At 58.6% G+C, this 13,547-nt stretch carries 10 protein-coding genes; 1 reads left to right on the forward strand and 9 read right to left on the reverse strand.

Annotated features, from left to right (window positions below; genetic code table 11):
* Positions 1-8: 8 nt before the first annotated feature.
* Positions 9-1,121 carry an S-(hydroxymethyl)glutathione dehydrogenase/class III alcohol dehydrogenase gene (locus BMS17_RS08835; RefSeq protein ID WP_046029222.1) on the reverse strand — a complete coding sequence of 371 codons (1,113 nt, stop codon included), beginning with the start codon at positions 1,119-1,121 and terminating at the stop codon, positions 9-11.
* 107 nt (positions 1,122-1,228) lie between these two features.
* Here BMS17_RS08835 and BMS17_RS08840 point away from each other — a divergent pair, with 107 nt between their 5' ends.
* A complete protein-coding gene (locus BMS17_RS08840) occupies positions 1,229-2,125 on the forward strand; it encodes a LysR substrate-binding domain-containing protein (RefSeq protein ID WP_046029220.1) in 897 nt (298 codons plus the stop codon).
* Here BMS17_RS08840 and ispD read toward each other — a convergent pair.
* The 8 genes from ispD to dnaE form a co-directional block, all read right to left on the reverse strand.
* Positions 2,122-2,829, reverse strand: a complete 708-nt coding sequence (gene ispD / locus BMS17_RS08845) for a 2-C-methyl-D-erythritol 4-phosphate cytidylyltransferase (protein ID WP_046029218.1) — start codon at positions 2,827-2,829, stop codon at positions 2,122-2,124. The two genes, BMS17_RS08840 and ispD, sit on opposite strands and share 4 nt — an antisense overlap.
* Positions 2,826-3,104 (reverse strand): cell division protein FtsB, encoded by a 279-nt coding sequence (ftsB, locus tag BMS17_RS08850; protein ID WP_046029215.1) that lies wholly within the window; start codon positions 3,102-3,104, stop codon positions 2,826-2,828. Before ftsB ends, ispD begins: the two co-directional genes overlap by 4 nt.
* Positions 3,105-3,275: 171 nt before the next feature.
* A complete protein-coding gene (gene eno / locus BMS17_RS08855; RefSeq protein WP_046029212.1) occupies positions 3,276-4,565 on the reverse strand; it encodes a phosphopyruvate hydratase in 1,290 nt (429 codons plus the stop codon).
* A gap of 163 nt (positions 4,566-4,728) precedes the next feature.
* Entirely contained in the window at positions 4,729-5,574 is an 846-nt protein-coding gene (gene kdsA / locus BMS17_RS08860; RefSeq protein WP_046029210.1) for a 3-deoxy-8-phosphooctulonate synthase, read from the reverse strand.
* 5 nt (positions 5,575-5,579) lie between these two features.
* Positions 5,580-7,211, reverse strand: a complete 1,632-nt coding sequence (locus tag BMS17_RS08865) for a CTP synthase (RefSeq protein ID WP_046029209.1) — start codon at positions 7,209-7,211, stop codon at positions 5,580-5,582.
* A gap of 274 nt (positions 7,212-7,485) precedes the next feature.
* Positions 7,486-8,799 carry a tRNA lysidine(34) synthetase TilS gene (tilS, locus tag BMS17_RS08870; protein ID WP_046029208.1) on the reverse strand — a complete coding sequence of 438 codons (1,314 nt, stop codon included), beginning with the start codon at positions 8,797-8,799 and terminating at the stop codon, positions 7,486-7,488.
* 123 nt (positions 8,800-8,922) lie between these two features.
* Positions 8,923-9,870 carry an acetyl-CoA carboxylase carboxyltransferase subunit alpha gene (locus BMS17_RS08875; RefSeq protein ID WP_077430791.1) on the reverse strand — a complete coding sequence of 316 codons (948 nt, stop codon included), beginning with the start codon at positions 9,868-9,870 and terminating at the stop codon, positions 8,923-8,925.
* A gap of 152 nt (positions 9,871-10,022) precedes the next feature.
* On the reverse strand, positions 10,023-13,544 hold the full coding sequence (dnaE, locus tag BMS17_RS08880; protein WP_046029206.1) for a DNA polymerase III subunit alpha: 3,522 nt from the start codon (positions 13,542-13,544) through the stop codon (positions 10,023-10,025).
* Between the last annotated feature and the right edge of the window lie 3 nt (positions 13,545-13,547).

A 13,547-nucleotide genomic window follows, 5' to 3' on the forward strand; every position in this document is an offset into this window, starting at 1 on the left:
GACCGACCTCAGAAATGGATGACGGAACGGATGCTCTTGCCTTCATGCATCAGGTCGAACGCCTTGTTGATATCTTCCAGGCCCATGGTGTGGGTGATGAACGTGTCCAGCGGGATTTCGCCGGTCTCGGCCATTTCGACGTAGCTTGGCAACTCGGTACGACCACGCACGCCGCCGAACGCCGAACCGCGCCAGACGCGACCGGTGACCAGCTGGAATGGACGGGTGGCAATTTCCTGACCGGCACCGGCAACGCCGATGATGACCGACTCACCCCAGCCCTTGTGGCAGCACTCAAGTGCCGCGCGCATCAATTGCACATTGCCGATGCATTCGAAGGAAAAGTCGACGCCGCCATCGGTCATGTCGACGATCACTTCCTGGATCGGACGGTCGAAGTCTTTCGGGTTCACACAATCGGTTGCACCCAGCTGCTTGGCGATCTCGAATTTGGCCGGGTTGATGTCGATGGCGATGATCCGCGCAGCCTTGGCTTTTACGGCACCGATTACCGCCGACAAACCAATGCCGCCCAAGCCAAAAATGGCCACGGTATCACCCGGTTTCACCTTGGCCGTATTGAGTACTGCGCCGATGCCGGTGGTGACACCGCAGCCCAGCAGGCAGACCTTTTCCAGTGGCGCTTCTTTAGCAATTTTGGCGACGGAGATTTCCGGCAGCACGGTGTACTCGGAGAACGTCGAAGTTCCCATGTAGTGGAAAATCGGCTGGCCCTTGTAGGAAAAACGAGAAGTGCCGTCGGGCATCAGACCTTTGCCTTGAGTCGCGCGAATCGCCTGACACAAGTTGGTTTTGCCCGACAGGCAGAATTTGCATTGACGGCATTCGGGGGTGTACAGCGGGATCACATGATCGCCCACCGCCACCGAGGTCACGCCTTCGCCAATGGCTTCAACCACCGCTCCGCCTTCATGGCCGAGAATCGACGGGAAGATGCCTTCCGGGTCGGCGCCGGACAGCGTGTAGGCATCGGTATGGCAGACACCGGAAGCCACCACCCGCACCAATACTTCACCGGCCTTGGGCATGGCGACATCGACTTCAACGATCTCGAGGGGTTTCTTGGCCTCGAAGGCAACGGCAGCGCGCGACTTGATCATGTGGGTTCTCCAGTGAATAAAAACGAGACAATGAGTGTAATACACCGTCGTTCGGTGAATAATCCGGACAAAAGCAAAACATTATTGCTACACAGGGATAATTCTAGGTGTCCGAGAATCGCTGGGAAGGTATCGACGAGTTCGTCGCCGTCGCCGAGTGCAGCCAGTTCACGGCTGCCGCCGAACGACTTGGGGTTTCTTCCTCCCATGTCAGTCGACAAATCGTACGCCTGGAAGAGCGCCTTCAGACACGACTGCTGTATCGCAGCACCCGCCGGGTCACGCTGACCGAAGCCGGGCAAACGTTTCTGCAGCATTGCCAGCGTTTGCAGGATGGTCGCGAAGAGGCGTTGCGCGCGGTGGGCGACCTGACCAGCGAGCCCAAGGGCATGTTGCGCATGACCTGCGCCGTGGCGTACGGCGAACGTTTTATCGTGCCGCTGGTGACGCGGTTCATGGGGCTTTATCCACAACTGCGTGTCGACATCGAACTGAGCAATCGCCCGCTCGATCTGGTGCATGAGGGCCTCGACCTGGCGATCCGCCTTGGCCGCTTGCAAGACTCCCGGCTGGTCGCCACTCGCCTGGCACCACGACGCATGTACCTGTGCGCATCGCCGTCCTATCTGGAGCGTTATGGTCGGCCACACAGCTTGTCGGAACTGAGCCGCCACAACTGCCTCATCGGCAGCTCGGACCTGTGGCAACTGGAACAGAACGGGCGGGAATTTTCGCAGCGGGTCCAGGGAAACTGGCGCTGCAACAGTGGGCAAGCGGTGCTGGATGCAGCGCTGCAAGGCGTAGGGTTGTGTCAGCTACCGGACTATTACGTGCTGGAGCACTTGAAAAGCGGCGCATTGATTTCGTTGCTGGACGCGCATCAACCACCGAATACCGCCGTATGGGCGCTTTATCCACAGCAACGGCATCTGTCGCCCAAAGTGCGCAAATTGGTGGATTACTTGAAGGAAGGGTTGGCCGAACGGCCGGAGTACGCGGCTTAGCGGCGATTGGCCCAACGCTGGCGCAGCCATTCAAGGTCTTCGGGACGAGTGACCTTGAGATTGTCGGATCGACCTTCTATCAACCGTGGCGCCATGCCCGCCCATTCCATGGCCGACGCTTCATCGGTGATGACCGCATCAGCGACGAGACTGTCCGCCAATGCCCGATGCAATGCGCCCAGACGAAACATCTGCGGCGTATAGGCTTGCCAGATCACACTGCGATCCACGGTTTCGACGACACGACCGTGCTTGTCGACCCGCTTGAGGGTGTCGCGTGCCGGCACCGCCAGCAGCCCGCCTACCGGATCATCGGCTAATTCACTCAGCAACTTGTCCAGATCATCACGATTCAGATTCGGCCGAGCAGCGTCGTGAACCAGCACCCAGTCTTCATCATCAGCACCCAGCGCATGCAAATGCAGCAAGGCATTAAGTACCGAACCGGAACGCTCGGAGCCACCCTCAACCCGCTGAATACGCGGATCGCAAGCACTTGCAAGGTTCGGCCAATACGGATCATCAACAGCAAGACTGACCACCACCCCCTTCAGGCAGGGATGATCAAGGAAACAGCCGAGGCTGTGTTCGAGAATAGTGCGCCCGCCCAGTTGCAAGTATTGCTTGGGACGGTCTGCGGCCATACGGGCACCGACACCCGCGGCAGGGATCACGGCCCAGAAGGCCGGTAACGAGGTGTTCATTGAGCCAACTGGTAAAGGGTTTCACCGTCCTTGACCATGCCCAACTCATGGCGAGCCCGCTCTTCAACCGTCTCCATGCCTTTTTTCAGCTCGCTGACCTCGGCGTCCATGACCCGATTGCGTTCCAGCAACCCTTCGTTCTCAGCCTGTTGATCCGCGATCTGCTGAGTCAGCTCAGCCACTTGCGCCAGACTGCCATTACCTACCCACAGGCGGTATTGCAGGCCAGCCAGCAACAGGAGCAAGACGAGGAACAACCAATTGGGACTGCGCATCGAATATCAGGTTTCCAGTGAAAAAAGACAGCCATGCAAAAACTTTGAAGCTTCTGATAGCACGAAGCCTGGAAAATCCAGGCTTGTGCTTATAAGGCATCAGATTAGTGGCAAAAACGTCGCTGTAGCGATTTTTCCGACACAATCCGGTGTCTTTTTACCATTTAGCAATTAACCGCGGAACTCGCTGCGGCCATTGTATTTGGCTTTGCCATTCAACTGCTCTTCGATACGCAGCAGTTGGTTGTACTTGGAAACGCGGTCCGAACGGCACAGGGAACCGGTTTTGATCTGGCCAGCCGAAGTGCCCACAGCCAGGTCGGCAATGGTCGAGTCTTCGGTTTCGCCGGAACGGTGCGAGATCACAGCCGTGTAACCTGCAGCCTTGGCCATCTGGATGGCTTCCAGGGTTTCGGTCAGGGTGCCGATCTGGTTGAACTTGATCAGGATCGAGTTGGCGATCTTTTTATCGATGCCTTCTTTCAGGATCTTGGTGTTGGTCACGAACAGGTCGTCGCCCACCAGTTGAGTCTTCTCGCCGATCTTGTCGGTGAGGATCTTCCAGCCAGCCCAGTCGGACTCGTCCAGGCCGTCTTCGATCGAGATGATCGGGTAACGCTCGGTCAGGCCTTTCAGGTAGTCAGCGAAACCTTCAGCGGTGAACACCTGGCCTTCGCCGGACAGGTTGTACTTGCCGTCTTCGTAGAACTCGCTCGCAGCGCAGTCCAGGGCCAGGGTCACGTCGGTGCCCAGCTTGTAACCTGCGTTGGCCACGGCTTCGGAGATCACTTTCAAAGCGTCTTCGTTGGAAGCCAGGTTCGGTGCGAAACCACCTTCGTCACCGACAGCAGTGCTCAGGCCACGGGCCTTCAGAACAGCCTTGAGGTGATGGAAAATCTCGGTACCCATGCGCAGACCTTCCGAGAAAGACTTGGCGCCAACCGGCTGAACCATGAATTCCTGGATGTCGACGTTGTTATCGGCGTGCTCGCCACCGTTGATGATGTTCATCATCGGAACCGGCATCGAGTAAACACCCGGGGTACCGTTCAGGTTAGCGATGTGAGCGTACAGCGGCAGGTCCTGGTCCTGTGCTGCTGCCTTGGCCGCGGCCAGGGAAACGGCGAGGATCGCGTTAGCGCCCAGGGAGCCTTTGTTTTCGGTACCGTCGAGCTTGATCATCGCGTGATCCAGCGCTTTCTGGTCGCTTGGGTCCATGCCTTTCAACAGGTCGCGGATCGGACCGTTGATGTTGGCCACGGCCTTCAGAACGCCTTTGCCCAGGTAACGGCTCTTGTCGCCATCACGTAGCTCGAGTGCTTCACGCGAGCCAGTGGAAGCACCGGACGGCGCGCAGGCGCTGCCGATGATGCCGTTATCGAGAAGCACGTCCGCTTCCACGGTGGGATTGCCACGGGAGTCGAGAACTTCACGACCTTTGATGTCGACGATTTTTGCCATTGTTGTAAACACTCCAAAGTTGACGAAAACGCTGTAGGAGCACGGCTTGCCGGCGATGGAGCCCTCAAGGACGCCATCGCTGGCAAGCCATGCTCCTACAAGAGCAGTGCGGCCAGCGGGCCAGAGCATAAATTCGTGCGGTACTTTACCGGAGAATTGAGGTTTACGCGGTTTCTACCGTCGGAAAACTCTTCACCAGTTCGTCCAACGCTTTGAGCTGGGCCAGGAATGGCTCCAGTTTGTCCAGACGCAAGGCGCAAGGGCCGTCGCATTTGGCGTTGTCCGGGTCCGGGTGGGCTTCGAGGAACAGGCCGGCCAGCGACTGGCTCATGCCAGCCTTGGCCAGATCCGTCACCTGGGCACGACGACCACCGGCGGAATCGGAACGACCACCGGGCATTTGCAGCGCGTGAGTCACGTCGAAGAACACCGGGTATTCGAACTGCTTCATGATACCGAAGCCGAGCATGTCGACGACCAGGTTGTTGTAGCCGAAGCTCGAACCGCGCTCGCAAAGGATCAACTGATCGTTGCCCGCTTCCACGCACTTGCTGAGGATGTGTTTCATCTCATGCGGTGCGAGGAACTGGGCTTTCTTGATGTTGATCACCGCACCAGTCTTGGCCATCGCGACCACGAGGTCGGTCTGGCGCGACAGGAAGGCCGGCAGCTGGATGATGTCGCAGACTTCAGCGACGATCGCGGCCTGATCAGGCTCGTGGACATCGGTGATGATCGGCACACCGAAGGCTTGCTTGATGTCCTGGAAAATCCGCATGCCCTCTTCCAGGCCGGGGCCACGGTAAGAGGTCACGGAGGAACGGTTGGCCTTGTCAAAGCTGGCCTTGAACACGTAAGGGATGCCGAGTTTTTCGGTGACCTTTACGTACTCTTCGCAGACCTGCATCGCCATGTCGCGGCTTTCCAGCACGTTCATGCCACCGAAAAGCACCATTGGCTTGTCGTTGGCAATCTCGATATCGCCTACGCGGATGATCTTCTGCGCCATCGGATTTACGCCTTCTTCTGGTGTTGAATCAACGCTGCTTTAACGAAACCGCTGAACAACGGGTGACCGTCACGCGGTGTCGAGGTGAACTCAGGGTGGAACTGGCAAGCGACGAACCATGGATGATCCGGAGCCTCAACCACTTCAACCAGCGCACCATCACCGGAACGACCGGAGATTTTCAGGCCGGCTTCCATGATTTGCGGCAGCAGGTTGTTGTTCACTTCATAGCGGTGACGGTGACGCTCGACGATGACGTCTTTGGCGTAGCAGTCGTGTACCAGCGAACCCGGCTCCAGCAGGCAATCCTGAGCGCCGAGGCGCATGGTGCCGCCCAGATCGGACGATTCGGTACGGGTTTCGACCGCGCCGGTAGCATCTTCCCACTCGGTGATCAGGCCCACGACCGGATGGCCGCTGGCGCGATCGAATTCGGTGGAGTTGGCGTCTTTCCAGCCCAGCACGTTACGAGCGAACTCGATCACGGCCACTTGCATGCCCAGGCAGATGCCCAGGTACGGAACCTTGTTTTCGCGAGCGTATTGAACGGCGGTGATCTTGCCTTCCACGCCACGCAGACCGAAGCCGCCCGGTACGAGGATCGCGTCAACACCTTCGAGCAACGCAGTGCCCTGGTTTTCGATGTCTTCGGAATCGATGTAGCGCAGGTTGACCTTGGTGCGGTTGCTGATGCCGGCGTGACTCATCGCTTCGATCAGCGACTTGTAGGCGTCCAGCAGTTCCATGTACTTGCCGACCATCGCGATGGTGACTTCGTGTTCCGGGTTCAGCTTGGCGTCAACCACCGCTTCCCACTCGGACAGGTCAGCGCTGCCGCATTGCAGGCCGAAACGCTCGACCACGAAATCATCCAGGCCCTGGGAGTGCAGGATGCCCGGGATCTTGTAGATGGTGTCGGCGTCTTCCAGCGCGATCACCGCACGTTCTTCAACGTTGGTGAATTGCGCGATCTTGCGGCGCGAAGAGATGTCGATCGGGTGATCGGAGCGGCAAACCAGTACGTCTGGCTGCAGGCCAATGGAACGCAATTCCTTGACCGAGTGCTGGGTCGGCTTGGTTTTGGTTTCGCCGGCAGTAGCAATGTACGGCACCAGCGTCAGGTGCATCAGCATCGCGCGCTTGGCGCCGACTTCGAAACGCAATTGGCGGATCGCTTCCAGGAACGGTTGCGATTCGATGTCACCCACGGTGCCACCGATCTCGACCATCGCCACGTCGGCATCGCCGGCGCCCTTGATGATCCGGCGCTTGATTTCGTCGGTGATGTGCGGAATCACCTGGATGGTTGCACCCAGGTAGTCACCACGGCGCTCTTTGCGCAGCACGTGCTCGTAGACACGACCAGTGGTGAAGTTGTTGTTCTGGGTCATGGTCGTGCGGATGAACCGCTCGTAGTGGCCCAGGTCCAGGTCGGTCTCGGCGCCGTCGTGGGTGACGAACACTTCACCGTGCTGGAACGGGCTCATCGTGCCCGGGTCAACGTTGATGTACGGGTCCAGCTTCAGCATGGTGACCTTAAGTCCCCGCGCCTCCAGGATGGCCGCCAATGAAGCCGATGCAATGCCTTTCCCCAATGAAGAAACAACACCGCCCGTGACGAATATGTAGCGCGTCATGAAAAACCCTAGAAGTCTGCGTTAAAGCGGTCCGAGCCGCCGGGGAAAGCGAAGGAAGGCCGAAGCCCCCGATCACCTGCATTAATCACAGTGCACCTTTCAAAAAAACCGCCGCGTTGGGACAGACCGGCAGATGAAACACCGGTACGTTGCTCGCTACACATTTTTTGGAATCGCCCAGCAAAGACTGCTTGGTAATCGGCAACTCCTGCAATTCAGGCGAATCCACAGAAGTTGTATCAAGAAGGGAGCGTAGTCTACCGGAAAGCCCCTTTCAGCTCAAACCTTGATCTTCGCTCGGCGGTTGCCAATGCAAATGCCAGCCATCTTGCCCACTGCCATTCAAGCCCCGTACGTTGGCCACTGCCAGCAATTGCCCCTCGCGGTAGACCAGCGGCAATCTGCCACGGATGAAGCCCGGAACCCCGCGTTCATTGAACAAACGCTTGAGATCGCGATGACCGCGATCGGGCAAATTCATGACCTCGCCTCCCTGACGATAGCGGATTTGCAGCGAGCCATCGGGGATTTGCCCGGTGAGTGTGAGCACGCCGTTATCCGGCAATTCCAGCGGTGTCGAAGGAACCGGCCAATCCACGGCAGGCGGCGAATTGCGGAGCCAACAGCCCGAGAGCCACCAGATACGTCCAGCCGAACGATGCACTTCGCCATCGGCCAGCCGCCAGACCGGACGGGCATCACCGGTGGCATCACGCAAATTCTCCCAACCCGACCAATGGTCACTGTCCGGCAACCGCGTCAGTGCTGTGAGCCAGTGGCTCAGCGCGTTACGCTGGCGAGCGGCAGAGTGCCTTGAAAGGCAAGCCAGCTCCAGAGATTGCACGCCCAACCAGTCGAACTCATGGGTTGTTGCCGCTTCGACCAGATCAATTTCTGCCAACTCATCCAGCAAAGCCTGCGCTTCACTCAAGTGAGCAGCGCTACGTGCCATCGTCACCGCCGCTTGCGGCCAGCGCTCGGTCAATACCGGAAACACCTGATGCCGCAGGTAATTGCGGGAGAACTGGCGATCCTGGTTCGAAGGGTCTTCGATCCAGCTCAGCCGGTGTTCGGTTGCGTAGGCTTCAAGTTCGGCGCGTGAGACATCCAGCAGCGGGCGCAGAAGATGTCCACGGCCCAAGACCCGCTCACGCGGCATTCCCGACAAACCTCTCACCCCGGCTCCGCGCAACAGTCGGAACAACAGGGTTTCAGCCTGATCGTCACGGTGCTGAGCGGTCAGCAGAATGTCCTCGGCATGAATCACCGCGCTGAACGCCCCATAACGAGCCTCACGGGCGGCGCGCTCGATACTGGCGCCAGGTTGAACCTGAACGCGAACCACCTGTAGCGACACACCGAGCGCATCACAGACCGACTGACAATGCTCCGGCCAGGCATCCGCCGCCGCTTGCAGGTCGTGATGAACATGAATGGCGCTGAGCGCCGGCAGGGATTCGGTTTTTGCCAGGTCGGCGAGAAGGTGCAGCAGGACGGTGGAGTCGAGACCACCGGAGAACGCGATGTGCCAGGTTGTGGCGTTGCGCCATGGAGCGAGTTGTTTGAGAAGCGTTGCACAAAGTGTCATTGACGCACCAAAACCTGTAGGAGCCGAGCTTGCTCGCGATGAATGTTAACGCGGTCGGTCTGTTAAACCGAGGCGTCCCAATCGCGGGCAATCCTTGCTCCTACATGATGGAGGAGCGATCGATCAGAGACCGTAGCTCATCAGTCGCTCGTAACGACGGGCCAGCAGCGCATCATTGTCGAACTTCTTCAGCATCGCCAGTTGCGAGCTCAGCTCGGCACGGATCGACGCAGCCGCAGCAGCCGGGTCACGGTGTGCGCCACCCAATGGCTCGCCGATCACCTTATCCACAATGCCCAGGCCTTTCAGGCGCTCGGCAGTGATACCCATCGCTTCAGCGGCGTCCGGGGCTTTCTCGGCGGTTTTCCAAAGAATCGATGCACAACCTTCCGGCGAAATCACCGCGTAGGTCGAGTACTGCAGCATGTTCAACTGATCGCAAACGCCAATCGCCAGCGCACCGCCGGAACCACCTTCACCGATCACGGTGGCGATGATCGGGGTTTTCAGGCGGGCCATGACACGCAGGTTCCAGGCAATCGCTTCGCTCTGGTTACGCTCTTCAGCGTCGATACCCGGGTAAGCGCCCGGGGTGTCAATGAAGGTCAGGATCGGCATTTTGAAACGCTCGGCCATTTCCATCAGGCGGCACGCCTTGCGGTAGCCTTCAGGACGCGGCATGCCGAAGTTGCGGCGAACCTTCTCGCGCACTTCGCGGCCTTTCTGGTGACCGATGATCATGACCGGCTGGTCGTCCAGACGGGCGATACCGCCAACGATGGCAGCGTCATCGGAGAAATGACGGTCACCGTGCAATTCATCGAACTCGGTGAAAATGTGTTCGATGTAGTCCAGGGTATACGGACGTTTCGGGTGACGCGCCAGGCGTGCGATCTGCCAGCTGGTCAGCTTGCCGAAGATGTCTTCGGTCAGCGTGCTGCTTTTGTCCTGCAGGCGGGAGATCTCATCGCCGATATTCAGCGAATTGTCGTTACCGACCAAGCGCAACTCTTCGATCTTGGCTTGCAGGTCGGCGATCGGCTGTTCGAAATCTAGAAAATTCGGGTTCATAGGCGTCCGTCTTGGGTCGACGTCCAAGAGAGCTTGGGCCGGCCGGTTGTCTATTCGCGCCCTACCTTAAGGGACAGGCGCGTTCAGGTCGAGATTAAAAATTCGGGTCGAGATCAGGGCACGTTCCAAGGGGGACGAATGGCACCTGACCGTCAACGGTATTGGAGGAAGACGTTGTCTCGCCCGAACTGGTCACGCAAGGCTTGAATCAACGCATCCGCCGGATCGATTCGCCAGGTCTCGCCAAACTGCAGCAAGGCCTTAGCATCGGGGCTCGTGTACTCCATGGTGATCGGGCATGCGCCGCGGTGACGCTTGAACAGTTCACCCAGCCAGCGTAGCTGATCACCCTTCAAATCCTTGGTTTGCAGCTTCAGGCGCAGGCTCTCGGCGAGGTTGGTGCGCGCATCTTCCATGCTCATCACCCGCTTGACCCGCAGCTTCAGGCCACCGGAGAAGTCGTCATTACTGACCTCTCCCTCGACCACCACCATCGCGTCCGTCTGCAACAGCGACTGCGCCGTATGGAACGCCTCGGCAAACAACGACGCCTCGATCCGACCGGAGCGGTCATCGAGGGTGATGAAGCCCATCTTGTCGCCTTTTTTGTTCTTCATAACCCGCAGGGCGATGATCATGCCGGCGACCGTTTGGGTATCGCGCGCAGGCTTCAAATCGATGATGCGCTGACGGGCAAAGCGACGGATTTCACCTTCGTATTCGTCAATCGGGTGGCCGGTCAGGTACAGGCCCAGGGTGTCTTTCTCCCCCTTCAACCGCTCCTTGAGGGTCAGTTCCTTGGCCTTGCGATGACTGGCGTAGACGTCCGCGTCTTCTTCGACAAACAGACCGCCAAACAGGTCGGCATGGCCGCTGTCCTGGGTGCGTGCGGTTTGTTCGGCGGCTTTGATCGCCCCTTCCATCGCGGCCAGCAAGATCGCACGATTCTGGTCGATACTCGCCTGATAAGCCTTCGGTTCGTCATGGAAACAAGGCCCCAGACGATCCAGCGCGCCACTGCGGATCAAACCGTCCAGGGTGCGCTTGTTGATACGCTTGAGATCGACACGGGCACAGAAGTCGAACAGATCCTTGAACGGACCGTCCTGGCGCGCCTCGGTGATCGCTTCCACCGGACCTTCGCCCACGCCCTTGATCGCCCCGAGGCCGTAAATAATCCGGCCTTCGTCATTCACCGTGAACTTGAACTCGGAGGCATTCACATCCGGCGCGTCGAGACGCAGCTTCATGGTGCGAATTTCTTCGATCAAGGTCACAACCTTGTCGGTGTTGTGCATGTCCGCCGACAGCACCGCCGCCATGAATGGCGCCGGGTAATGCGTTTTCAGCCACGCCGTCTGGTACGACACCAGGCCATACGCCGCGGAGTGGGATTTGTTGAAGCCGTAGCCGGCGAATTTTTCTACCAGGTCGAAAATGTTACCGGCAAGGTCAGCGTCGATGTTGTTGGTCGCGCAACCTTCAATGAAACCGCCGCGCTGCTTGGCCATTTCTTCCGGTTTTTTCTTACCCATGGCACGACGCAGCATGTCCGCACCGCCAAGGGTGTAACCGGCCATGACCTGGGCAATCTGCATCACCTGTTCCTGATACAGGATGATGCCGTAAGTCGGCGCCAGTACGGGCTTGAGGCCTTCGTACTGGTAATCCGAGTGCGGGTACGCGAGTTCGGCGCGACCGTGCTTACGGTTGATAAAGTCGTCCACCATGCCCGATTGCAGCGGGCCCGGACGGAACAGGGCCACCAGTGCGATCAAGTCTTCCAGGCAGTCGGGCTTGAGCTTTTTGATCAGCTCCTTCATGCCGCGGGATTCGAGCTGGAACACCGCCGTGGTTTCGGCTTTTTGCAGCAGTGTGTAGGTCGGCTTGTCGTCCAGCGGAATGAACGCAATGTCCAGCGGCGGTTCGTCGACCTTCGCGCGGTCGCGATTGATGGTCTTCAACGCCCAATCGATAACGGTCAGAGTCCGCAGGCCGAGGAAGTCGAACTTCACCAGGCCGGCCGCTTCAACGTCATCCTTGTCGAACTGGGTCACCAGACCGTCACCGGCCTCATCGCAATAAATCGGCGAGAAGTCCGTCAGTTTGGTCGGCGCGATCACCACACCACCGGCGTGTTTACCGACGTTTCGCACGACGCCTTCGAGCTTGCGGGCCATCTCCCAGATTTCGGCGGCCTCTTCATCGACCTTGATGAAGTCACGCAGGATCTCTTCCTGCTCATACGCCTTTTCCAGGGTCATGCCGACTTCGAACGGGATCATCTTCGACAGACGATCCGCCAGTCCGTAGGACTTGCCCTGCACCCGCGCCACGTCCCGGACCACGGCTTTTGCAGCCATGGAACCGAAGGTGATGATCTGGCTTACGGCGTTGCGACCGTACTTGTCGGCCACGTATTCAATTACCCGATCACGACCGTCCATGCAGAAGTCGACGTCGAAGTCGGGCATCGATACCCGTTCCGGGTTAAGGAAACGTTCGAACAGCAGGTCATATTCGAGCGGATCCAGGTCCGTAATCTTTTGTACATAGGCCACCAGCGACCCGGCGCCCGAACCCCGGCCGGGACCTACCGGGACGCCGTTGCTCTTGGCCCACTGGATGAAGTCCATAACGATCAGGAAGTAACCGGGGAACCCCATCTGGATGATGATATCCAGCTCGAAATTCAACCGGTCGACGTAGACCTGACGCTTGGCCTCGTAGTCTTCGGTGGTGTCCTTGGGCAGCAGAACGGTCAGCCGTTCTTCCAGGCCATCAAAGGACACCTTGCGGAAATACTCGTCGATGGTCATGCCATCGGGAATCGGGAAGTTGGGCAGAAAGTGTTTGCCCAATTTCACTTCGATGTTGCAGCGCTTGGCGATCTCGACTGTGTTTACCAGTGCCTCGGGCAGGTCACTGAACAACTCGGCCATTTCCTCGGCGCTTTTGAGGTATTGCTGATCGCTGTAATTCTTCGAACGGCGCGGATCGTCGAGGGCGCGGCCCTCACCGATGCACACGCGGGTTTCGTGAGCGGCGAAGTCTTCCTGCTTGATGAAGCGCACATCGTTGGTCGCGACCAGTGGCGCACCGATTTTGTCGGCCAGGGCCACGGCACCGTGCAACTGCTCTTCATCGTTGGGGCGATTGGTGCGCTGGATTTCCAGATAAAAACGGTCCGGAAACACCGCCATCCATTCGCGTGCCAGGTTTTCCGCTTCAGCCGGGTTGCCACTGAGCATTGCCAGGCCAATTTCGCCCTCTTTCGCCGCTGAGAGCATGATCAAGCCTTCGCTGGCTTCGGCGACCCATTCGCGCTCGATGATCACCGAGCCATTGCGCTGGCCGTCGATGAAACCACGGGAAATCAGTTCAGTCAGGTTGCGATAGCCGACAGCGTTCATGGCCAGCAGGCTGATCCGGCTAAGGGCGTTGTCCGGATCCTTGTTCGACAGCCACAAGTCGGCGCCACAGATCGGCTTGATCCCGGCCCCCATGGAGGCTTTGTAGAATTTGACCAGGGAACACATGTTGTTCTGGTCGGTGACCGCTACGGCAGGCATGTTCATGCCGACCAGGGTCTTGACCAGCGGTTTGATCCGCACCAGACCGTCGACCAGGGAATATTCAGTGTGCAGGCGTAGGTGAACGAATGAAGCCGGCATAGT

It is taken from the genome of Pseudomonas sp. C9 (genome assembly GCF_002000165.1).
In the GTDB taxonomy this organism is placed as follows: domain Bacteria; phylum Pseudomonadota; class Gammaproteobacteria; order Pseudomonadales; family Pseudomonadaceae; genus Aquipseudomonas.

Bases quoted from the DNA above. Each gene is read 5' to 3' on its own strand.
- eno (WP_046029212.1), bottom strand. From the start codon at position 4,565: ATGGCAAAAATCGTCGACATCAAAGGTCGTGAAGTTCTCGACTCCCGT.
- BMS17_RS08875 (WP_077430791.1), bottom strand. From the start codon at position 9,870: ATGAACCCGAATTTTCTAGATTTCGAACAGCCGATCGCCGACCTGCAA.
- tilS (WP_046029208.1), bottom strand. From the start codon at position 8,799: ATGACACTTTGTGCAACGCTTCTCAAACAACTCGCTCCATGGCGCAAC.
- dnaE (WP_046029206.1), bottom strand. From the start codon at position 13,544: ATGCCGGCTTCATTCGTTCACCTACGCCTGCACACTGAATATTCCCTG.
- kdsA (WP_046029210.1), bottom strand. From the start codon at position 5,574: ATGGCGCAGAAGATCATCCGCGTAGGCGATATCGAGATTGCCAACGAC.
- ispD (WP_046029218.1), bottom strand. From the start codon at position 2,829: ATGAACACCTCGTTACCGGCCTTCTGGGCCGTGATCCCTGCCGCGGGT.
- ftsB (WP_046029215.1), bottom strand. From the start codon at position 3,104: ATGCGCAGTCCCAATTGGTTGTTCCTCGTCTTGCTCCTGTTGCTGGCT.
- BMS17_RS08835 (WP_046029222.1), bottom strand. From the start codon at position 1,121: ATGATCAAGTCGCGCGCTGCCGTTGCCTTCGAGGCCAAGAAACCCCTC.
- BMS17_RS08865 (WP_046029209.1), bottom strand. From the start codon at position 7,211: ATGACGCGCTACATATTCGTCACGGGCGGTGTTGTTTCTTCATTGGGG.